This is a genomic window from Kribbella solani, from assembly GCF_014205295.1.
GTDB lineage: Bacteria > Actinomycetota > Actinomycetes > Propionibacteriales > Kribbellaceae > Kribbella > Kribbella solani.
Window position 1 is genome coordinate 5,766,352 of the sequence record NZ_JACHNF010000001.1, and the last position, 21,088, is coordinate 5,787,439.

General features: G+C 65.2%; 15 protein-coding genes and 2 rRNA genes. 9 read left to right on the plus strand and 8 right to left on the minus strand.

Annotation, left to right across the window (positions count from 1 at the left end):
- Positions 1–194 precede the first annotated feature (194 nt).
- Together HDA44_RS26505 and rrf are read left to right on the plus strand one after the other, a co-directional pair.
- Positions 195–3,318: ribosomal RNA gene (locus tag HDA44_RS26505) — 23S ribosomal RNA — on the plus strand.
- 140 nt (positions 3,319–3,458) lie between these two features.
- Positions 3,459–3,576, plus strand: a 5S ribosomal RNA gene (gene rrf, locus HDA44_RS26510).
- Between the two features lie 39 nt (positions 3,577–3,615).
- Here the strand turns inward: rrf and HDA44_RS26515 are convergent.
- Positions 3,616–3,888 (minus strand): helix-hairpin-helix domain-containing protein, encoded by a 273-nt coding sequence (locus HDA44_RS26515; RefSeq protein WP_272956441.1) that lies wholly within the window; start codon positions 3,886–3,888, stop codon positions 3,616–3,618.
- Between the two features lie 177 nt (positions 3,889–4,065).
- Between HDA44_RS26515 and bioB the strand changes: the two genes are divergently transcribed.
- Both bioB and HDA44_RS26525 read left to right on the plus strand, forming a co-directional pair.
- Positions 4,066–5,124 carry a biotin synthase BioB gene (bioB, locus tag HDA44_RS26520; protein WP_184838929.1) on the plus strand — a complete coding sequence of 353 codons (1,059 nt, stop codon included), beginning with the start codon at positions 4,066–4,068 and terminating at the stop codon, positions 5,122–5,124.
- 146 nt (positions 5,125–5,270) lie between these two features.
- On the plus strand, positions 5,271–5,744 hold the full coding sequence (locus HDA44_RS26525) for a P-loop nucleotide/nucleoside kinase family protein (protein WP_184844302.1): 474 nt from the start codon (positions 5,271–5,273) through the stop codon (positions 5,742–5,744).
- A 134-nt stretch (positions 5,745–5,878) separates the two neighbouring features.
- On the opposite strand, the gene HDA44_RS26530 is transcribed toward HDA44_RS26525, so the two are convergent.
- The 6 genes from HDA44_RS26530 to HDA44_RS26555 all read right to left on the minus strand — a co-directional run bounded on the left by HDA44_RS26530 (position 5,879) and on the right by HDA44_RS26555 (position 12,002).
- Entirely contained in the window at positions 5,879–6,529 is a 651-nt protein-coding gene (locus HDA44_RS26530) for a hypothetical protein (RefSeq protein WP_184838931.1), read from the minus strand.
- 920 nt (positions 6,530–7,449) lie between these two features.
- Positions 7,450–8,607, minus strand: coding sequence for a hypothetical protein (locus HDA44_RS26535; protein WP_184838933.1), 1,158 nt, complete (start codon positions 8,605–8,607; stop codon positions 7,450–7,452).
- 377 nt (positions 8,608–8,984) lie between these two features.
- Complete coding sequence (locus HDA44_RS26540) at positions 8,985–9,359, minus strand: hypothetical protein (protein WP_184838934.1); 375 nt, start codon at positions 9,357–9,359, stop codon at positions 8,985–8,987.
- 85 nt (positions 9,360–9,444) lie between these two features.
- The gene (locus HDA44_RS26545; RefSeq protein WP_184838936.1) at positions 9,445–10,275 is read right to left on the minus strand and encodes a DUF72 domain-containing protein; all 831 of its coding nucleotides are present in this window, start codon (positions 10,273–10,275) and stop codon (positions 9,445–9,447) included.
- A gap of 66 nt (positions 10,276–10,341) precedes the next feature.
- Positions 10,342–11,421 (minus strand): inositol-3-phosphate synthase, encoded by a 1,080-nt coding sequence (locus HDA44_RS26550; RefSeq protein WP_184838937.1) that lies wholly within the window; start codon positions 11,419–11,421, stop codon positions 10,342–10,344.
- A complete protein-coding gene (locus tag HDA44_RS26555; protein ID WP_184838939.1) occupies positions 11,418–12,002 on the minus strand; it encodes a PadR family transcriptional regulator in 585 nt (194 codons plus the stop codon). The genes HDA44_RS26550 and HDA44_RS26555 overlap by 4 nt, the downstream gene beginning before the upstream one ends.
- A gap of 215 nt (positions 12,003–12,217) precedes the next feature.
- Here HDA44_RS26555 and HDA44_RS26560 point away from each other — a divergent pair, with 215 nt between their 5' ends.
- Positions 12,218–13,702: a short-chain fatty acid transporter gene (locus HDA44_RS26560; RefSeq protein WP_184838941.1), complete on the plus strand. Its 1,485-nt coding sequence runs from the start codon at positions 12,218–12,220 to the stop codon at positions 13,700–13,702.
- Here HDA44_RS26560 and HDA44_RS26565 read toward each other — a convergent pair.
- Positions 13,692–15,812 carry a glycoside hydrolase family 43 protein gene (locus tag HDA44_RS26565; RefSeq protein WP_184838943.1) on the minus strand — a complete coding sequence of 707 codons (2,121 nt, stop codon included), beginning with the start codon at positions 15,810–15,812 and terminating at the stop codon, positions 13,692–13,694. The two genes, HDA44_RS26560 and HDA44_RS26565, sit on opposite strands and share 11 nt — an antisense overlap.
- A 151-nt stretch (positions 15,813–15,963) precedes the next feature.
- Between HDA44_RS26565 and HDA44_RS26570 the strand changes: the two genes are divergently transcribed.
- The 4 genes from HDA44_RS26570 to HDA44_RS26585 all read left to right on the plus strand — a co-directional run bounded on the left by HDA44_RS26570 (position 15,964) and on the right by HDA44_RS26585 (position 21,087).
- Positions 15,964–18,213, plus strand: a complete 2,250-nt coding sequence (locus HDA44_RS26570; protein ID WP_337906445.1) for a transglycosylase domain-containing protein — start codon at positions 15,964–15,966, stop codon at positions 18,211–18,213.
- Positions 18,214–18,298: 85 nt separating this feature from the next.
- Complete coding sequence (locus tag HDA44_RS26575; protein WP_319036481.1) at positions 18,299–19,510, plus strand: mannosyltransferase family protein; 1,212 nt, start codon at positions 18,299–18,301, stop codon at positions 19,508–19,510.
- A 285-nt stretch (positions 19,511–19,795) separates the two neighbouring features.
- A complete protein-coding gene (locus HDA44_RS37575) occupies positions 19,796–20,308 on the plus strand; it encodes a SigE family RNA polymerase sigma factor (RefSeq protein ID WP_319036480.1) in 513 nt (170 codons plus the stop codon).
- Positions 20,305–21,087, plus strand: coding sequence for a hypothetical protein (locus HDA44_RS26585; RefSeq protein ID WP_184838949.1), 783 nt, complete (start codon positions 20,305–20,307; stop codon positions 21,085–21,087). The genes HDA44_RS37575 and HDA44_RS26585 overlap by 4 nt, the downstream gene beginning before the upstream one ends.
- Position 21,088 lies beyond the last annotated feature (1 nt).

Consider the following 21,088-nt stretch of genomic DNA (forward strand, 5'->3'; position numbering starts at 1 on the left):
GTTCTGGTTGGTGTGGTGGCTGGGGCCGGCCTTCGATATACCGTCGAGGGAGTTCTTGTTCTGGGTGTGTTGTTTCCCTGGGGCTGGGGTTCTTCTGGGTGGGTGTCGGTTCGGGTTGGTGTTCCTGCCCGTATTTTGAGAACTGTATAGTGAACGCGAGCATCTTTTGTAGCGTAATTTTTGCTTTTAGTTAGTGACAAGCTACTGAGGGCAATCGGTGGATGTCTTGGCACCAAGAGCCGATGAAGGACGTTGGAGCCTGCGATAAGCCCCGGGGAGTTGGCAACCGAGCTGTGATCCGGGGGTGTCCGAATGGGGAAACCCAGCTGGCATTCTAAAGCCAGTTACCAGTGCCTGAACACATAGGGTTCTGGAGGGAACGCGGGGAAGTGAAACATCTCAGTACCCGCAGGAAGAGAAAACAATAGTGATTCCGTGAGTAGTGGCGAGCGAAAGCGGATGAGGCTAAACCATGTGCGTGTGATAGCCGGCGTGCGTTGCGTATATGGGGTTGTGGGAGCATTCAGGTCTTAATGCCGTGAGACCGGAGAGTTATCAATCACTGTTGAAGTCGAATCTTCTGGAATGTTGAGCCGTAGTGGGTTATAGCCCTGTAGGCGTAAGACAGTGACTCTCGAGTGTTTTCCCAAGTAGCACGGGACTCTTGAAATCCCGTGTGAATCTGGCGGGACCACCCGCTAAGCCTAAATACTTCTTGGTGACCGATAGCGGACTAGTACCGTGAGGGAAAGATGAAAAGTACCCCGGGAGGGGAGTGAAATAGTACCTGAAACCGATTGCCTACAATCCGTCGGAGCATCTCCTTGTGGGGTGTGACGGCGTGCCTTTTGAAGAATGAGCCTGCGAGTTAGTGGTGTGTGGCGAGGTTAACCCGTGTGGGGTAGCCGTAGCGAAAGCGAGTCTGAATAGGGCGTTTTAGTCGCATGCTCTAGACCCGAAGCGGAGTGATCTATCCATGGGCAGGTTGAAGCGCGGGTAAGACCGCGTGGAGGACCGAACCCACCAGGGTTGAAAACCTGGGGGATGACCTGTGGATAGGGGTGAAAGGCCAATCAAACTCCGTGATAGCTGGTTCTCCCCGAAATGCATATAGGTGCAGCGTCGCGTGTTTCTTACCGGAGGTAGAGCACTGGATGGTCTAGGGGGCTTACCGGCTTACCGAAATCAGCCAAACTCCGAATGCCGGTAAGTGAGAGCGCGGCAGTGAGACTGCGGGGGATAAGCTCCGTAGTCGAGAGGGAAACAGCCCAGATCACCAGCTAAGGCCCCTAAGCGATTGCTAAGTGGAAAAGGATGTGGAGTTGCCCAGACAACCAGGAGGTTGGCTTAGAAGCAGCCACCCTTGAAAGAGTGCGTAATAGCTCACTGGTCAAGTGATTCCGCGCCGACAATGTAGCGGGGCTCAAGCAATCCGCCGAAGCTGTGGCACTCACATAAGTACTCGGCCGACTTTCGGGTTGGTCCAGGTGTGTGGGTGGGTAGGGGAGCGTCGTGCAGCGTGTGAAGCAGCCTAGTGATGGAGTTGTGGATGCTGCACGAGTGAGAATGCAGGCATGAGTAGCGAATGACGGGTGAGAAACCCGTCCGCCGGATGATCAAGGGTTCCAGGGTCAAGCTAATCTGCCCTGGGTAAGTCGGGACCTAAGGCGAGGCCGACAGGCGTAGTCGATGGACAACGGGTTGATATTCCCGTACCGGCACTGATACGACCCGACCGAACCTGCTGATGCTAAGCCAAGGATGCCATGATGTCTTCGGATGGATTGGTGGAGTTGGTGACCCGAGGTGGTAGTAGGTGCATTGAGGAGTGACGCAGGAGGGTAGTCCAACCGCGGCGATGGTAGGCGCAAGCTGATCCGCGGGCAAGGTGGTAGGGCGAGGCATAGGCAAATCCGTGTCTCATATAGCCTGAGAGCCGAGGCGGACCCGTTCAGGGGAAGTGGATGATCCCATGCTGCCGAGAAAAACTTCGCAGTGAGTGTCAGAGCCGCCCGTACCCCAAACCGACACAGGTGATCAGGTAGAGAATACCAAGGCGATCGAGTGAACCATGGTTAAGGAACTCGGCAAAATGCCCCCGTAACTTCGGGAGAAGGGGGACCGGAACCGTTACACCACTTGCTGGTGGAAGCGGTGATGGTCGCAGAGACCAGGCCCAAGCGACTGTTTACTAAAAACACAGGTCCGTGCGAAGAAGTAATTCGATGTATACGGACTGACGCCTGCCCGGTGCTGGAACGTTAAGGGGACAGGTTAGCTGGTTTCGGCCGGCGAAGCTTTGAACTTAAGCGCCAGTAAACGGCGGTGGTAACTATAACCATCCTAAGGTAGCGAAATTCCTTGTCGGGTAAGTTCCGACCTGCACGAATGGCGTAACGACTTGGGCGCTGTCTCAACCATGGACTCGGCGAAATTGCATTACGAGTAAAGATGCTCGTTACGCGCAGCAGGACGGAAAGACCCCGGGACCTTTACTACAACTTGGTATTGGTGGTCGGTACAATTTGTGTAGGATAGGTGGGAGACTGTGAAGCTCGGACGCCAGTTCGGGTGGAGTCATCGTTGAAATACCACTCTGATTGTTCTGGCTGTCTAACTTTGGTCCGTTATCCGGATCAGGGACAGTGCCTGGTGGGTAGTTTGACTGGGGCGGTCGCCTCCTAAAAGGTAACGGAGGCGCTCAAAGGTTCCCTCAGCCTGGTTGGCAATCAGGTGTTGAGTGTAAGTGCACAAGGGAGCTTGACTGTGAGACAGACATGTCGAGCAGGGACGAAAGTCGGAACTAGTGATCCGGCGGTGGCATGTGGGAGCACCGTCGCTCAACGGATAAAAGGTACCCCGGGGATAACAGGCTGATCTTCCCCAAGAGTCCATATCGACGGGATGGTTTGGCACCTCGATGTCGGCTCGTCGCATCCTGGGGCTGGAGTAGGTCCCAAGGGTTGGGCTGTTCGCCCATTAAAGCGGCACGCGAGCTGGGTTTAGAACGTCGTGAGACAGTTCGGTCCCTATCCGCTGCGCGCGCAGGAGACTTGAGAAGGGCTGCCCCTAGTACGAGAGGACCGGGGTGGACGAACCTCTGGTGTGCCAGTTGTTCCGCCAGGAGCACGGCTGGTTGGCTACGTTCGGGAGTGATAACCGCTGAAAGCATCTAAGCGGGAAGCACGCTTCAAGATGAGGTCTCCCACCGGGTTAACCGGGTAAGGCCCCCAGTAGACCACTGGGTTGATAGGCCAGAAGTGGAAGCGCCGTAAGGTGTGGAGCTGACTGGTACTAATAGGCCGAGGGCTTGTCGCACACATAACTATTATGCAAGCTGCGCTATGTAACAAAAGTTTGTTCGCGTTCACTGTACGGTTCCCAGGATACGGTCAGACCCCTAGCCCATGTGATTGAGTAGTGGCTTGTGCTGGTTTGACATGTGATCCTTATAGAGTTTCGGTGGCCATAGCGTCGGGGAAACACCCAGTCTCCATTCCGAACCTGGAAGTTAAGCCCTTCAGCGCCGATGGTACTGCGACCGGGAGGTCGTGGGAGAGTAGGACGCCGCCGGACATTCACACTGTTAAGGGCCACCCCCACCGGGGGTGGCCCTTAACATTTCCCCAGCGCTTTGCGCTCTGGTGTGTAGGACCACCAGGGCCGGCCCGGGTTTCCGTTCGCCTGGTCGACCGCGGACATGATCGTGTCCAGCAGACACGGGTCGTACCGTTGGGCACCGCGTTTGCAGATCGTCTCGTACAGCTCAACTGGATCACGCCCCACGAGCTGGCCGACCTCCGTGACATCGGCACGAGCCAGATGGCGGACCACCGCCGGTCCGACATTCATCAGGCTCCGGAGATCGCTAGAGTTCTTCGTTCCCATGATCGGACTCTCTCCCAACCACCAGCCGGTTGTCTTGAACAGATCGGACACACGCCGGCCGCCAACTCGTGAGGCAGCAGAGCGTCCGCGGCAAGCGGATTGCCTGCAAGATCGCCGGCGCCGCGTTGTGTGGTTCTGACAATTGTTGGCCGGGAGTCACCGCGCGAGGATCGAGTGGTGAATGTACTCGAAGGGCTTGTAAACAAGGCGCTGGATCGCACGCTCCCGACCCGCGACGAGGCACTCCACGTACTGACCGGTGACGACGACCTACTGGATGTTGTCGCGGCCGCGTACCGGGTGCGGCGGGAGTTCTTCGGGCGCCGGGTGAAGCTCAACACGATCATCAACATGAAGAGCGGTCTGTGCCCCGAGGACTGTGGCTATTGCTCACAGCGCCTCGGCTCCACCGCGGAGATCATGAAGTACTCGTGGATCGATCCCGCCGACGCGGCACAGTTGGCATCGAAGGCGGTAGACGCCGGTGCCAAGCGCGTCTGCCTGGTCGCGAGCGGTCGCGGACCGGGCGATCGGGACGTACGCCGAGTCGAAGGCACCATCGACGCGATCAAAGCCGAACACCCGCAGGTCGAAATCTGCGTCTGCCTCGGCTTGCTGAAGGACGGCCAGGCAGAAGTACTCCGGGACGCCGGCGCCCACGCGTACAGCCACAACTTGAACACCAGCGAAGAACGGTACGGCGACATCTGCACGACTCACACCTACACGGACCGCGTCGACACGGTCGAGCGCGCCACCAAGGCCGGCCTCTCCCCCTGCTCCGGTGCGATCTTCGGAATGGGCGAATCAGATGACGACATCGTCGACCTGGCGTTCGCGCTCCGCGAGCTAGATCCGGACTCCGTACCCATCAACTTCCTGATCCCGTTCGAAGGCACTCCGCTGGAAGACCGCTGGGAGCTGACGCCGGAACGCTGCCTGCGAATTCTCGCGCTGTTCCGGTTCTGCTTCCCGGACGTCGAGGTGCGGCTGGCCGGCGGGCGGGAGATCCACCTCCGCGGCCTGCAGACCTTGGCGCTGCACGTGGCTAACTCGATCTTCCTCGGCGACTACCTCACCAGCGAAGGACAACCTGGCACCGACGACCTCCAGCTGATCGCCGACGCCGGCTTCACCGTCGAAGGCCTCGACCATGCGACCTTGCCCGCCGCTCGCCACGACCTGGTCACCCTGAGAAGACGCGGAGCAGGCACCACCACTCCCCCGAACGCCTGAACTCCAGCGCTCGTCCTGCCCCGACCCCTCCCCCAGTGCTCGTCCCGGTCCCGATTCCTCTCCCAGCGCTCGTCCCGCCCCACACCTCTCCCGTTGCCGGCTCGTCGCGTATGCGGTGCCGTCACCGTAAGGTCAGCTGGGTGGCGATGATGGTGTTGATAGTCGGGTTGCCGGGTGCCGGGAAGAGTTCGTGGGCCCGGAAGGTCGAAGCGGATCGGCAGGCGCTTCGCCTGACACCCGACGAGTGGATGCACGCACTGTTCGGTGCTGGCGAGGCCGACGGCCGGCGTTGGGTACTGGAGTCCGAGCTGTTGTGGAGCATCGCAGCCAGAACACTGGCGCTCGGCGTCGACGTCATCCTCGACTACGGCTGCTGGTCCGAGGAAGAACGCGAACTGTTCCGAACCCGGGCCGCGCAACAGGGCGCCAGTACGCAGCTGGTGCTGCTCGATCCACCGTTCGAAGTGTTGTCGGCTCGAATCGAGCAGCGAAACGCAAACCTCCCGCCGGCGACGTTCCCGATCAAACAGAGCGACCTTCGCGACTACCAAGCACAATTCGAACGCCCGACAACCAAGGAACTACAACGCTGGGACCAGCGCCTCGTACTCACCGACTAACCAACCCCAGCCCACCAAGACACAGTTCACCGTGAACGTCAGCCGCTGCCGGCACCCGTTCACCACAGCGAGCTCCGCCGACAGATCAGCAACACGACCTTCTGGAGGCGGCGGCGACCGGTGGGCAGTGTTGGTCAGGCCTCGGGTGCGATGCCGACCAGGGCGGCCGCGGCGCAGATGTGTACGGGCGTCATGTCGATCGGCGCAACGGGTGCTTGCAGGAGCGTCCCCCGCTCGTACGGCGTGAGGTCGATGTCGATACCCGGAGCACCCGCGACGAGCCCGTGGACGTACGTGAGCCAACCCATCATCGGAATACCGCGGCGGAACACCCCAGCCGCCGCGGCGAGCTCCGTGTCCGCGATGCTCGCCCAGGCCGGCTCCCAGATCGTCACGACCGCGCGAAGAACCTGCGCGAATCGCTCGGACTGCTGCAGCGCGTCCTCGTCGCTCCAGTGCAGCGTGAGCTGATCGGAGATCGTGGTCATCGTCCCGCCCATGGACAGGTCGAACAGCCACGGGAGCTCGCCGGTGCTCTGCAGATGCAGCCGCGTCGTACTCGTGCCGTTGGCAAGGACCTTGGTCGTCGCCTCGACCATCTCCCGCAACGGCGTCGAGCCGTCGGCCTCGAGTACGTGATATCCCCAGCGTTCGTCCTGGGTCCAGTTGTGCACGTCGGGGAACGCGACCGCGACGGCGGTCAGCGTACGAAGCACGCGCAGGGCCCGGTGCTCGACGGTCTCGTCACGGTGCGACCACTGGGCGCGGAGCAGCCACGAAGCCATTCACGCCCTCCGATCATGAGGCGGCCGGTTCTGCGGAGGAAATGCTGCACCGGATGCAGGCGACGGTACGCCGTCAAACGATCGGTTGACCAGAGTTCCGCCTACTCGGCGTGAGCGGGCACCGCGGCTCTCCGGAAAAGTCACCGCAACAGTCTGCTGCACCCCCACCCCCGAGACCAGCACCGGGTCCCGACTTCGGCAACAACCCATCCAAATCTAACCAACTGTCAAGACCCCACCGCCTCACCCCCACCGCCTCACCCCCACCTCGCATCCATCACCATCGCGTCACGCCACCGCGTCACACCACCGCGTCACACCACCGCGTCACACCACCGCGTCACACCACCGCGTCACACCACCGCGTCACACCACCGCGTCACACCACCGCGTCACACCACCGCGTCACACCACCGCGCGCCGCAGGCAGGGATTGGCCCGGGCAGGGCTTGGCTCACGTAGGACCGGCTCATGCAGGACCGGCTCACCCACCTACTGGTGCGGCAGCCTGCCGCGCGTCCGGGGCACGGCAGCCTGGCGCCGCCACCACCCGCCGGTTCGCGGGTACACCGTCTACTCGACCGTCGGTTCACTAGTCCGCCGTCAACCTGCCGCTCAACGGCCGCGACCACCGATCGACTCAGGTGTTTCAAGCGCCTAAGCCGGGCATCACCACGGTCCGCTGCACAGCATGGCCGGGTCCGGTCGGGCCGCGCGGGAGCGGTCGGGCCGCGCTTGGGTGGCCGGGCGCGGGTCGGCAGGGCGCCTGCGAGCCGGCCTGCTGCGCAGCCTCGTGCAGGCGGGCCTGGTGCGAGCGGGCCTGGTGCGAGCGGGCCTGGTGCGAGCGGGCCTGGTGCGAGCGGGCCTGGTACGAGCAGGACCGTACGGGCGGGGGGACTGCGTGGTGGACCTGGTGTGGGTCACCTCGTTTGGTGGAGGTCGCGGGGTTGGGGGTTGGGGCGGGGTGGTTGGGGGCGGGTGCCGGTTGAGGGGTGGTGGGGGGATACGAGTGCGCGAGGTGTTGGTGAGGTGGGTTGGGGTGGGGGTGTGGGGCGGCGGGATGGGGGTGCGACGCCGGCCAGGGCCGTGTGGGTTGGGGACGGTGTGGCGTGCTCGTGTGGGCGGAGGGTGTACGTGGACTCGGCGGGCCGGAGTTCGTCCAGGTGCGGGCGGAGGGTTTGCCTGGACTCGGAGCGCTGCGCTTCATCGCGGTGGGGGTTGAGAGTGTGAGTGGACTCGGTGGGCCGGACTTCGTCGAGGTGCGGGTGCAGGGTGTGCCTGGACTCGGAGCGTTGGGCTTCGTCGAGGTGGGGGAGCAGGGCGTGCCTGGACTCGGTGGGCCGGATTGCAGTGAGGTGGGGACGGAAGGTGTACGCGGACTCGGCGGACTGGATTTCGTGGTGGAGGTGGTCGAGGAGTTGGTGGGCGGTGGTCAGGGAGTTGGCGGTGGCGGTTTCGGGTGGGGCGAACTCGAAGTTGTCGAGGTGGGCCAGGCCGGAGCGGAGGATGGACTCCAGGCGGTCTCGGGTGGGGGCGTTGGGAGGTTCGAGGTCGGGGAGACGGGTGGAGTTGTAGGTGAGGGCGACCAAGGTGGGGAGTTGGCCGGCGGCGGTTTGGCGGTTCAGGAGGGCGAGGAGTTCGCCCGGGGCAAGGTTGTTGCGGGATTCCAGGTCGGTGGTGAGGGTGCGTACGGCGGGGACGAAGGCGGCGTAGTAGCCGGGGGCTTGGATCGACGTGATTCCTGGGGCGGCTTTGTCGATGCCGAGGTGGTGGAGGTACGCGTCGAGGTGGTCCTGCGCCCAGGCTTCGGTGATGCCTTCTTCGAGTTGGCGGCTGCCGGGTTTGATGAAGGCGTCGCGGGCGGCTTCCTGAGTGGCGTTGGTGGGGCCGAGGAAGTGGGCCTGCTCGTGGAGGAGGGTGGCGAGGGATTCTCGGTAGCTGATGAGGGTTGCTGCTGAGTGGGTCTCGCCGGCGTGGGCGTACAGGTGGTGGAGAGGGTCGATGATTGCTTCGCGGTCCAGGTAGAGGGTGCCGTCCCAGTGCGCCAGGCCGAGGATCGCGCCGGTGGACTCGATCACCTGACCGTTCCAGGCGGAGTGGTCGGCGGCGGCAAGTACGCGGGCCGCTTCACCGCTTACCTGGAGCAGTTCGTTGACGGAGCTTGGGTGTGGAGGACGTGCGGCCGCGTCGGTGGTGGGCGGTGGGGCGGTCGCCGCACGTTTGGTTGCGTGGCGGGTCGTCGTGCGCGCGGGTGCGGCGCGGTGGGCGACGTGGTTGCTGCTGCGCGGACTTGTGGTGGAGCTGCTGGTGGTTTCGCGATCAGGTGTGGGGCGGCGGGCAGTCGCGCGCGGGAGTGTGGCGCCGCGGACCGTGGCGGGTGCGGGTGCGGGTGCGGGTGCGGGTGCGGGTGCGGGTGTGGGGCGGGGGTGGGTCGGCTGGGGTTGCTCGGGGGGCGTCACGGGCGGGCGGCGCTTGCTAGGCGGATGAGGGAGTCGGCGGTGCGGCGGTAGCGGGCCTGGTCGTAGGGGTTGTCGGCGTGAGTTGCCAGGCGGCGGAACTCGGTGATGAGCCACTCGGCGCGGGCTTGGCGTTCGGCGCGGGAGGTGCGGGCCGCGGTGGGGTTGCCCGCCGGACCGGTGGTGTGACCGGGTACGGGGCTGGTGGGTGCGCTGGCGCAGCCGGGTACGAGGCTGGCGGGTACGCCGGTGTGTCCGGGGACGAGGCTGGTGGGTGCGCTGGCGTAACCGGGTGCGAGGACGGTGGGTTCGGTGGTGTGGGTGGGGGTGAGGTGGGTGGGGGTGGGTTCGTAGGTTGGGGTGTTGGGGTCCATATGTTGTCCTCCGAGGGGTGAAGTCGGCGGAGAACATATGGAGTTTGGGGGTGGGGGAGGGTGGTGAGTTTGGGGTTGTGGATAACTAGAAGAGGGTGGGGGGTTCGGTGGGGGTGGGGTCGGGGAGGGGGGTCAGGGTGGGGAAGTGGGCGGCGACGGTGGTGTGGAAGTGGCGGGCGAGGTTGAGGGCCTCGGTGTTGTCGGGGGTGTGCAGGAAGATGGTGGGGGAGCGGCCTTCGGTCAGCCATTGGATGGTGAGGGCGACCAGGTAGGCCCAGCCGTCGACGGTTTCGGTGACTGAGTCGCGGCCGATGTAGCGGACGATCGGGTGGGCGGTCAGGGCGCGGGTTCGGCGGGTGACGCGGGGTTTCTTCATCCAGGCGTCGCGTTCGGCGAAGCTGGTCGGGCGCTGGGCGAACAGGGTGCCGGTGTCGAACGGAATCCATTCCGCGTTGACGCGGGCGAGGACGCGTTCGAGGTTGGTGGCGGCCTGCTGGTCGTCGAAGAACGCCCGGTGCCGGACCTCGACGGCGTACTGGTGGTCGCGGGGTGCCTGGTGCAGGAACGCGGCGAGCGTACCGAGGTCGGTGGGGGCGAACGCGGCTGGGAGCTGAATCCACACCGCGTGGTTGCGCGGGCCGAGTGGTTCGATCGCGTGCAGGAAGTTGCGCAGCTCGCCGTCGGCGTTCGTCAGCCGGCGTTCGTGGGTGATCAGCTGTGGAAGTTTCACCACGAAACGGAAGTCGGGCGGCGTCTGCGCGGCCCAGTTCTCGACGGAGCCTCGTGACGGCGTCGCGTAGAAGGTCGTGTTGCTTTCCACCGCGTTGCACCACGAGGCGTACGCCCGAAGTTTGTCCCGGGACGGCTGCGGCCAAGCAGGATGCGTCCACTGCGCGCACCCCACGTGAAGAAGCATCTGCTCAACCTATAGAACAGCCCCGCAACCAGGACGGTTGCGGGGCTGCCGTGGATCAGCGGGGGATCAGTGGTCGATCTCGCCGCGGATGAACTTCTCCACCTGCTCGCGGGCGACGTCGTCCGCGTACTGCTCCGGCGGGGACTTCATGAAGTACGACGAGGCCGACAGGATCGGGCCGCCGATGCCGCGGTCCTTGGCGATCTTGGCGGCGCGGATCGCGTCGATGATGATGCCGGCCGAGTTCGGGGAGTCCCAGACCTCGAGCTTGTACTCGAGGGAGAGCGGGACGTCGCCGAAGTTGCGGCCCTCGAGGCGGATGAACGCCCACTTGCGGTCGTCCAGCCAGGCCACGTAGTCGGACGGGCCGATGTGTACGTTGCGGTCCTCGATCTCGTCGCGCAGCTGGGACGTGACGGACTGGGTCTTGCTGATCTTCTTGGACTCGAGCCGCTCGCGCTCGAGCATGTTCTTGAAGTCCATGTTGCCGCCGACGTTCAGCTGGTACGTACGGTCCACGGTGACGCCGCGGTCCTCGAACAGCTTGGTCAGGACGCGGTGGGTGATGGTCGCCCCGATCTGGGACTTGATGTCGTCACCGACGATCGGCAGGCCGGCCGCGGTGAACTTGTCCGCCCACTCCTTCGTACCGGCGATGAACACCGGCAGCGCGTTCACGAAGGCGACGCCGGCGTCGATGGCGCACTGCGCGTAGAACTTGGCGGCCTGCTCCGAACCCACCGGCAGGTAGCAGACGAGTACGTCGACGGCGGCCTCGCGCAGCGCGGCGACCACGTCGACCGGCGCGGCGTCGGACTCGGTGATGGTCTCGCGGTAGTACTTGCCGAGGCCGTCGAGGGTGTGACCGCGCTGCACCGTGATGCCGGTCGGCGGTACGTCGCAGATCTTGATCGTGTTGTTCTCGCTGGCGCCGATGGCGTCGGCGAGGTCCAGGCCGACCTTCTTGCCGTCGACGTCGAACGCGGCAACGAACTCCACGTCCCGGACGTGGTAGTCGCCGAACACGACGTGCATCAGACCGGGGACGCGTTCGTCGGCCTTCGCGTCCCGGTAGTAGTGCACGCCCTGGACGAGCGAGCTTGCGCAGTTGCCGACGCCGACGATCGCCACGCGGATCGAGGTCATCTGGAATCTCCTTGGGTAGGCGGTTGGTGCTGGTCAGGGGGCCGCTGCTGCCTCCGCTCGCCGTCGATCAGCTCGTTCAGCCAGCGGACCTCGCGCTCGGCCGACTCCAGGCCGTGCCGTTGCAGCTCGAGGGTGTAGGCGTCGACTCGTTCCGCCGTCCGGGTCATCGCGGCCCGGAAGTTGGCCAGCCGCTCCTCCATCCGGGCCTTGCGGCCCTCCAGGATGCGCAACCGGGTGGCCGGATCGGTCCGGCCGAAGAACGAGAAGCGGACGCCGAACGTGTCGTCCTCCCAGGCGGACGGCCCGGCTTCGTGCATCGCGTGCGCGAAGTAGTCCTTGCCGTCGGCGGTGATCGTGTAGACGATCTTGGGCCTGCGGCCGGCCTCCGGCGTCCCGGGGTCGGCCGTGATCAGGCCGTTGCGGAGCATCGCCTTCAGACACGGGTACAGCGAACCGAACGACAGCACGCGTCCCCAGCCGAACTGGGCGTTGACGCGCTTGCGGAGCTCGTAACCGTGCATCGGCGCTTCGTGCAGCAGACCGAGTACGGCGAGCTCCAGGACCCCACTGCGGTTTCCCATGAGCCACCTCCCTCGGTCCAGTTTGTCATGACCTGATGTATCGGTTCGATACATCGCACCGCCACTGTAAGCAGCCCACGTGCCTGTGGACAACTCCTGACAAAGGCGGACTTTGTCACCTAGGTCACACGGGCGCGCCGGGGAACCTGTTACGTCAGGCGCCGATCGGCGTTAATCGAATGACACGCAGAGTCGCGGTCGACGAGCGGAGGGTCATGACCGACACGCATGGGAAACACGCCAGGTCCGACGTCGAAGCCGAGGGTGTACTGGCCCGGCTGGCGCTGCGATTCACCGCGTTCACCGAGAAGTGGCTGCCGGATGCCTTCGGGTTCGTCCTGGTGGGTACGTTCGTGGTGCTGCTGTTCGGTCTGGTCACCGGCGAGCGGCTGCTGAAACGCCCCGACGACCCGGCCGCGACCAAGGGTTTCGGCCTGATCGATGCCTGGGGCATCGGTTTCTGGTCGTTGATCACCTTCACCCTGCAGATGGCGATGATCATCATCGGCGGATACGCCGTCGCGACCAGCCGGCCGGTCGCGCGTCTGATCGCGCGACTGGCGCGGATTCCGCGGACCCCACGGACGGCGGTCGCGTTCGTCGCCGCGGTCGCGATGCTCGCGTCGTACCTGAACTGGGCTTTCAGTCTGATCTTCGCGGCGATCCTGGCCCGGGAGGTGGCGCGCAACGTGCCGAAGGCGGACTACCGGGCGCTCGGCGCGATGGCGTTCCTCGGGCTCGGAACCGTTTGGGCGCAAGGACTGTCCGGCTCGGCGGCCCTGCAGGTGGCGAGTGCGAGCAGCAGTCCGCCGCCGGTGCAGGAGGTGATCAAAGCCGGCGGTCACGCCAGTGGGCTGATCCCGTTGAGCGACACGATCTTCACCTGGCAGGCGATCCTGGCGACGCTGATCGTGTATGCGGTCGGCGTGGCGATGGCGTGGTTCATCGCGCCGGGCGAAGCGAATGCGCGTACGGCGGACCAGCTCGGGATCGAACTCAAACCGTTGATCGGCCGCGGCTCGACGTACAACGGAAAGCAGGACAACGATCAGCGCCGGCCGGGTGACTGGCTCGAACACTCGCCGGTGTTCAGCCTGCTGATCGTTCTGCTCGGTACGGTCTATCTGGTCCGCTACTTCAGTGGGAAGAGCTTCTTCAACGCCCTCGACCTGAATACGGTCAACTTGATCTTGTTCCTGCTCGCGCTGTTGCTGCACTGGCGTCCGTGGCGAATGGCCCGGGCGGTACGGGACGGCGCGCCGGCCGCGTCCGGCGTTCTGCTCCAGTTCCCCTTGTACGGCGGGATCTTCGGCATGATCGCCTACACCGGGATCTCCGCACGGCTGGCCGGCTGGCTGGTGCAGGCGAGCAGTCAGTTCTTCTTTCCACCGCTGGTCGCGATCTACTCGTGCATCCTCGGCATCTTCGTACCGAGTGGTGGCAGCAAGTGGGTGATCGAGGCGCCGTACGTGTTGCAGGCGGCGAACGAACTCAAGGTGGACGCCGGCTGGATGGTGGTCGTGTACGACCTCGGTGAGGCGAGCGCCAACTTGCTGCAACCGTTCTGGATGCTGCCGACGCTCGCCATCCTCGGCCTGAAGGCCAGGGACATCATGGGCTACACGTTCACGATGTTTCTGGCCTGCTTCCCGGCCGCACTGATCGCAGTGACGCTACTCGCGCCGCACGTCACCTCGTAACGCGGAAGTAGTCGAACAGCGCGGTCGCCTTGCCGTACTGGGCATCTGTTTGGGCGGATGAGCCCTGTGACACGAGTCCGATTCGCGGCGTCGTACCAGCTGGCAGAGTCCAAGCGGCGCCCCAGACCCAGTGCTTGCCGTCGGTACTCGATGCTGCGCGGTACCGGTGCTCACCGGTCTGCGGTACGACGTCATGTGCGAGTCGCAGCCAGGTCGTTTCGGCCGGCGGACCGATCATCGCGCCGCCGAAGGTGACGACTGACGGAGCGCCGACGGGTGTGAACCGCATCCGCTTGCCGAACTCGATGAACCGACCGGTACCGCCCGCAACGTGGTCGAGCCGCATCCAGTTCTCGTCGTCGAGGTACACGAGCAGTCCGGCCTGCTGGTAGTTCCGCACGGTGTCAGTACCGACGTTGAGGTGCAGCTTGGTCTCCACGACGAAATTGCCTGTCGGCTGGTCGCGCAGCAGCAGCGATGCTTTGGCGGCTGTGTTGTTGTCGGTCAGGTCGTTCGCCTCGGTCTTCCACTGCAGTGCGCCGTTGGCGACCGTGGCGTCCGGACTGACGTTGCGCCAGGTCCACCCGGCGCCCAGTCCGCGAGTGAACTCGTCGGAGTAGCGCGAGTCCACCTTGCCGATCCGCGGTGTCGGTACGGCTCTGGTGACCGGCTTGTAGAGCGGTGCGATCGAGAAGTTGCCCGCACCGCCAACCGGAGCAGCGGAACCACTGCCGGCGGACATAGGTAGCTGGAGCGTCGCCAGCGGATCGCCCAGTCGGTCCTCACTGAACTCCGCCGTCGCCTGGTTGCCGCGGATCTCCAGTGCGATCGTGCCCGGTACGTTGAGCGGCAGCTGCACGGACCGGCTGAGTCCGAAGCGGTTGGTCAGTCGGAGCCGGCCGTTGTCGATGACCGCGCTGACCCGTCCGCCACGTGCCGATACGCCCTGACCCGTGCCGGTGACGTCAGCTTCGACTCGGACGTCTCCGGTGGCCGCGCTGGAGGTCGTGACCGGTGAGACCTTGCTGGACTCGCTCGGACCGGCTCCTGCGTTGACGACCGGCCAACCGTCGCTCCAGTCGAGGCGGTCGAGCAGCATCGGCCGTAGCAGCCAGCCGTTGCTGTTGGTCACGAACGGGTCGGTGCGGTCCACCGCGTGGTACGCGAACCACTGCTGACCACTCAGGTCCGTGACCATCGATGAGTGTCCGGTACCGACCCAACGGTTGCCGTTCGACGCGACGACCGGCGTGCCGCCAGTACGAGATGCATTCAGGTCGTTGCCGAGGCGGTCCACGAATGGGCCGAGCGGACTGCGCGAACGACCGGCGAAGACGGCGTACCCTGTGGTTGGGCCCGCGCAGCAGTTCGAGGACGAGCCGAACAAGTAGTAGTACCCGCCGTGCTTCACGACATACGGGCCTTCGAAGCGATCACGCGCGACGTTGGTGACCGCGCCGACCGTACGTAGTCCGTCAGCGGTGAGGCGGACGGCATGGATGCCGCCGTTGTAACTGCCCCAGTACAAGTACCGCGTACCGTCCGTATCGGTGAACTCGGCCGGATCAATGGTCCACTCGAATCCACCTCCAGCCGCTGGACGTGGCGCTACTACTGGTGCACCGGAGTCAGTCCATGGACCGGCCGGAGTCGGTGCAGTCGCCGCGCCGATCGCGTAGTCCCAGTTGTCCGGCGTCGTAGTGGTGTTGTGGACGGTGAAGTACAGGACGTACTTCCCGTTCAGGTAGCGAATGTCCGGCGCCCAGAAGCCACTGGCCGGGTCGGCCCAGGTGGGGCGGTTGTCCGCGCCGAAGACCGAGCCGACTTTCTCCCAGTGCGTCAGATCGCGGGAGCGGGCGATCTTGTACGAGTCGCCGTCGTGCCCGTCCTTCGCGTACGGGCCGCCGGTCGAGTACGCGTACCACCAACCGTCGCGGCCCTTGATCATCGACGGATCGGGGAAGTCGGCGGAGTACCCGGCGGTGACGGGGTTCGTGTAGCCGGCGGCCGGCGGGGCCGCGGCGTGGGTCAGTGCGGTCGTGAGCAGGGTCAGACCGGCGGCAAGCAGTGAGAGGCGGATCACATCGGTCAGCCAAGCCGAACTTTGCAACGTTGTAAATAGTCAGCCCGGAGATGTGTGTGGACCACTTTTCACCTGGCCGGCCCGAGGTTGCTAGCATCCGATGCGGATTCGGGCCTGTTACCACACCCACCGTAGTCTGTGGGGCAATGACTCCCGCGAGATCGTCGAGGATTGCACTGTGAGTGAAGCTCGTAGGAAGGCCGCCAAGCCTTCGCGCCGGAAGAAGCACTGGGCGCTGAGGTTGCTTGGCTGGCTGGCCGCGCTCATGTTCCTCGGCATCATCGGCGCGGTCGCGGCGTTCTTCGTCATGTACCAGACGACGAAGATCCCGGACATCAACAAGGAGTTCACCACCAACACGACCACGGTGACGTACGCCGACCAGCGCAACCCGCTGGGATCGTTCTACGAGCAGAACCGGAACACGGTTCCGCTGTCGCAGATCCCGAAGCGGGTGCAGGACGCGGTGATCGCGGCCGAGGACCGGTCGTTCTGGACGAACCCCGGCATCTCACCGTCCGGCATGGTCCGGGCGGCGGCGAACATCCTCCGCGGCGAGCAGTTGCAGGGTGGCTCGACGATCACCCAGCAGTACGTGAAGATCATGTACCTGACCCAGGAGCGGACCGTCTCCCGGAAGCTCAACGAGCTGTTCATCGCCACCAAGCTGGGCCGCTCGCAGGACAAGAGCAAGACACTCGAGGGGTACCTCAACACCATCTACTTCGGTGAGGGCGCGTACGGCATCTCCGCCGCGGGCGACGCCTACTTCGGGGTCAAGGACCCGAACAAGCTCACCGTCCAGCAGGCGGCGCTGCTCGCCACCGTGCTGAACAACCCGAGGCTCTTCGACGTCAACGACCCGGACCCGCGGACGAAGAAGCGGATCATCGAGCGCTACCACTACGTGCTTCTCGGCATGCAGCAGATGGGTACCATCACCGCGGCCCAGGAGACGCAGTACGGCAACAGCCTGCCGAGCCTCGCGAACATGAAGAAGAAGAGCAGCCGGTACGCCGGCGCGAAGGGCTTCCTGCTGGACATGGCGCGCAAGGAGTTGCTGCAGCGCGGGTTCACCGAGGAGCAGATCAGCGGCGGCGGCCTCAAGGTCACCACAACGTTCAACTACGGCCAGCAGAAGAAGATGCTCACCGCCGCGGAGAACGAGCTGCCGAAGAAGCGGGACAACTTGCACGTCGGAATGGCCGCGGTGCAGCCGGGCACCGGTCAGCTGCTGGCCATGTACGGCGGGCCGGACTATCTGAAGAGCCAGCTGAACTGGGCGACGAGCAAGGCCAGACCGGGTTCGTCCTTCAAGCCGTTCGCGCTGGCGGCGGCACTCGAGGACAAGAAGTCGATCTGGGACACCTTCCAGGGCGACAGCCCGATCGTGATTCAGGGCCTGAAGCTGAACAACGAGTTCAACCAGGACTACGGCGACGTCAGCCTGCTGAAGGCGACCGAGCAGTCGATCAACACCGCCTTCTACGACCTGGTCGACAAACAGATGGACGACGGTCCGAACAAGCTCGTCGACGTCGCCGAGGCGGTCGGTATCCCGAAGACCAAGTACCTGGAGGCGGGTCGGCACAACCCCTCCACGGTGCTCGGCCCGGACCCGTACGCGTCCGCGGTCGACATGGCGTCGGCGTACGCGACCTTCGCCGCTGAAGGCAAGTACGTGCCGCTGCACGTCATCAAGGAGGTACGCGGGCCGGACGGCAAGGTGCTGTTCTCGGATGCGAGCCTGATCAACAAGGCGGTGCAGGCGATTCCGGTCGAGACCGCCCAGATGGTCAACTACGTCCTTCAGGACGTGGTCCAGAAGGGCACCGGTAACGGCGCCAAGGATCTGGACCGCCCGGTGGCCGGCAAGACCGGCACGGCGGGTGGCGTCGCGGTCGAGGACCGGGCCAAGAACAAGGCGTGCGGCGGCTGTAAGGACGGCTCCGCGACGCTGACCTCGTGGTGGACCGGGTACACGCCGCAGCTGTCCACCTCGGTCGTGTACCGGGCCGGCAAGGACGGCGAGAGCAACCTGGACGACTACACGAACGAGAAGGCGTTCTTCGGTGGCACCTGGCCGCTGAAGACCTGGCTGGCGTACATGAAGGGCGCGCTCGACGGCATCGACGAAACCCCCTTCCCGGAGCCGACCGAGGACGCGCTCTCGAACGGCAGTCCGACGCCGGCGTACACCCCGCCGCCGAACACGCCGACGAACACGCCGGCCAGCACCCCGCCGCCGAACACGCCCGCCAGCACCCCGCCGCCGAACACGCCGACTCGCACGCCGCCGCCGGACACGCCGACGCCGCCGAAGCCGACCAAGACCAGGCCGACGAAGACGCCGGACTTCCCGACACTGCCGACCGGCGGTCCGGGAACACCGACGGATCAACCGACGGAACCCGCCGGCGGGCAGTAGTTCCGCTCGCCCGGTCCGGCCCCTGGTACCCGGATGGGAGACGATAGGGGCGTGACTCGGGCGGAGTTTGATGTGCGGTGCTGTCGTGTTTGAGCGCTCGGCTGCTGATCAGCCGGGCGCTGAGGCCCCGTCCGGGAAGGGGCGGGCGCGGCGGGCTCGGGTTGATGGAAGCTGGTGGCGGCGGTGGTCGCCGGGTACGCAAGCGCGCGAGGTGCTTGGGTGGTGGCTGGTCACGCGGGCCGCACTGTTCGTGCTGTCGGTGTCGGCGCCGCTGCTGCTCAACCGGGGTAACGACTACCCGAACGTCTGGCGGGCCTGGCTCCAGTGGGACGTCTGGCATCTGAAGGCGGTCGCTGAGTTCGGCTACAACCACGGGGAGCCGTCCGGGGCGCCGTTGGCGGCGTTCTTCCCGGGGTTCCCGTTGCTGATGCGACTGGTCAGCTACACCGGCATTGGGTACGTGGCCGCGGGCATCGTGGTGTCAGCAGTGGCCAGTGCGGTAGCGGGCGTGTACTTGGCGAGGCTGGCGCAGTACGAGTTCCCGGAGCTCAAGGGCATCGGTCCGAACGCAGCGGTGCTCTGGTACGGCGCACCGGTCGGCGTGTTCCTGGCAGCCGGGTACACGGAGGCGCTGTTCTGCGCATTCGCCTTCCCGGCCTGGCTGGCGGCGCGGCAGGGGCGCTGGGCCCGGGCGGCGGTTTTCGTTGCACTGGCGTCGACCGTGCGGGTGTCAGGGCTGTTCCTGATCTTCGCGCTGCTCGTGGAGTTCGTGACGTCGAAGAAGCGGGACTGGTTGTCGCTGCCGTGGCTGGCCCTGCCCGCGATACCAGTGCTCGGCTTCATGGCGTACCTGAAGCAGGTACACGGCTCCTGGTTCGCCTGGCAGGAGGCGCAGGAGAAGGGGTGGGCGCGGCAGTTCACCTGGCCGTGGACGTCGATCAAGCACACCGTCGAGGCCGCGAGCAAGGGGCACTTTCCAGCGGACCACAGTGACTGGACCTGGATGTTCCGGGCCGAGCTGGTCGCGCTGTTCATCGGATTGGCGCTACTGGTCTGGCTGTTCTGGCGGAGGTCCTGGGGCGAGGCTGCCTGGGTCGCGGCGACCATCGGCGCGTTCTGCACGTCGTTCTGGATCTACTCGCTCACCCGGGCCACGCTGCTCTGGTGGCCGCTCTGGATCGGTCTGGCCGTCCTGGCCAGGCGAAAACCATGGCTTGGCCGCCTGTACCTGGCCATAGCGATCCCGCTGGCCGCGCTGTGGGCCGCAGGGTTCTTCACCGGCCGCTGGTCAGGCTGAGCGGACCCAGTTTGTCCGGAATATGGACAGTTTTCGGTGGAGGCAACCCCTGGCCGAGTTCGCGCGTCGTTAGGGATGAAGGGGTGGCAGTCCGGGCGGGGACCGCCACCCCTCACATCGACTCCGGCGGAACCTTTCAGGGGCAGGCTCCGCCGGGTGGTCCACCGAGGGCGGCGATCGCGACGCCGCCCTCGTCATGTCCGCACCGAAAACCGCCGTGCAACCTCCGGCCGGGCTCACCCAGTAGTTCCAGGGTGGGAGATCACCGACCAGGGAGGGCAGATCGTGAGTGACCGGGACACGGAGTACCTCGAGTACGTGACCGCGCACCGCGGCCGGATGCTGCGGACCGCGCGCCTGCTCACCTCCGGCGACGCGCACTGGGCCGAGGACCTGGTCCAGGTCGCGCTGACGAAGCTGTACGTGCACTGGGCGAAAGTACGGCGTGAGGACGGCCCAGCCCGGTACGCGGACCGGATCCTGGTGAACGCCTTCCTGGACGAGCGCCGCCGGATGTGGCGCCACCGCGAGTCCACCACCGAGGTGATGCACGACGCGGAGCCGGTGCCAGGCCAGGACCAGGCCGAGCGGCTGACCGTCCTGGGTGCGCTCGCGAAGCTGCCGCGCCGGCAGCACGCGGTCGTCGTACTGCGCTACTTCCGCGATCTGGATGTCCAGACCACCGCCGAGCTGATGGGCTGCTCGGAAGGCACGGTCAAGTCGCAGACGTCGCGGGCCCTCGCGACGATGCGCGATCTCCTGCATGAGCCCCTCGAAACCATGGAGAGCGTGCGATGACCGATCTCAAGGATCTTCTGGACGACGCCGCCGGCCCCGAGCCCGCCGTCTCCACCGATGACCTCACCGCGGACCTGGCCCGCGGCCACCGGGCGGTGCGCCGCCGCCGGATCGCCGGTCTCGCTGGAGGCGCGCTGGCGACCGCGCTGGTGGCCGCAGTGGGCTGGTCGGTGCTACCCGGTGCCACGACAAGCAGCCCGGCCCCAGCGGTCAAACCCACCGTGATGCCGACGACCAGTGCGACACCCACGACCGGTGTGAAGAGCTCTCTTGAGCACCCGGTTCCGCCCAGTAGGCAGCAGGACCCGCGCCCCATCGCGCCCATGCCTGCCCAGCCGGTGCGACTGGTCAAGAACACAACGGCGTTCCCCGGGCCGATCACTTGCACCTTGATCCCGGAGGGCTGGGCCGTACGGACCAAAGGCAGCGCGCAGGAGCTCTACGATCCGAAGCTGAAGAACCCGAGCCCTTACCGCGACCTGACCTACACGATGCTCCTGCAGTCGACGGAGCTGACGCCGGGCCCCGGCGGCGGCCGCATCGATCGGGTCCCCGGCATTCCGTGGCATCAGGTGGGCATGGAAAGAGCCGGTAAGAACCGTGCTGCCATCTTCGCGATCAAGGACAGCAGCGGCGCGGGTCTTCCGTCGGAAGCGGACGTGTACGTACAACAAGGCGCCACCGATCGGCTGATCGTAGTCAGCAACTACGCCCAGCCGCTGGGTTGGAGGACCTATCCGACGCTGCTGCAGTTCGCCGATTCCTGCCACTACAAGTGAC

Coding starts and splice junctions, on each gene's coding strand:
- HDA44_RS26530 (WP_184838931.1), bottom strand. CDS start 6,529: ATGGCTTCGTGGCTGCTCCGCGCCCAGTGGTCGCACCGTGACGAGACC.
- HDA44_RS26525 (WP_184844302.1), top strand. CDS start 5,271: ATGATGGTGTTGATAGTCGGGTTGCCGGGTGCCGGGAAGAGTTCGTGG.
- HDA44_RS26515 (WP_272956441.1), bottom strand. CDS start 3,888: ATGGGAACGAAGAACTCTAGCGATCTCCGGAGCCTGATGAATGTCGGA.
- HDA44_RS26560 (WP_184838941.1), top strand. CDS start 12,218: ATGACCGACACGCATGGGAAACACGCCAGGTCCGACGTCGAAGCCGAG.
- HDA44_RS26550 (WP_184838937.1), bottom strand. CDS start 11,421: ATGACCTCGATCCGCGTGGCGATCGTCGGCGTCGGCAACTGCGCAAGC.
- HDA44_RS26555 (WP_184838939.1), bottom strand. CDS start 12,002: ATGGGAAACCGCAGTGGGGTCCTGGAGCTCGCCGTACTCGGTCTGCTG.
- HDA44_RS26585 (WP_184838949.1), top strand. CDS start 20,305: ATGACCGATCTCAAGGATCTTCTGGACGACGCCGCCGGCCCCGAGCCC.
- HDA44_RS26540 (WP_184838934.1), bottom strand. CDS start 9,359: ATGGACCCCAACACCCCAACCTACGAACCCACCCCCACCCACCTCACC.
- HDA44_RS26545 (WP_184838936.1), bottom strand. CDS start 10,275: ATGCTTCTTCACGTGGGGTGCGCGCAGTGGACGCATCCTGCTTGGCCG.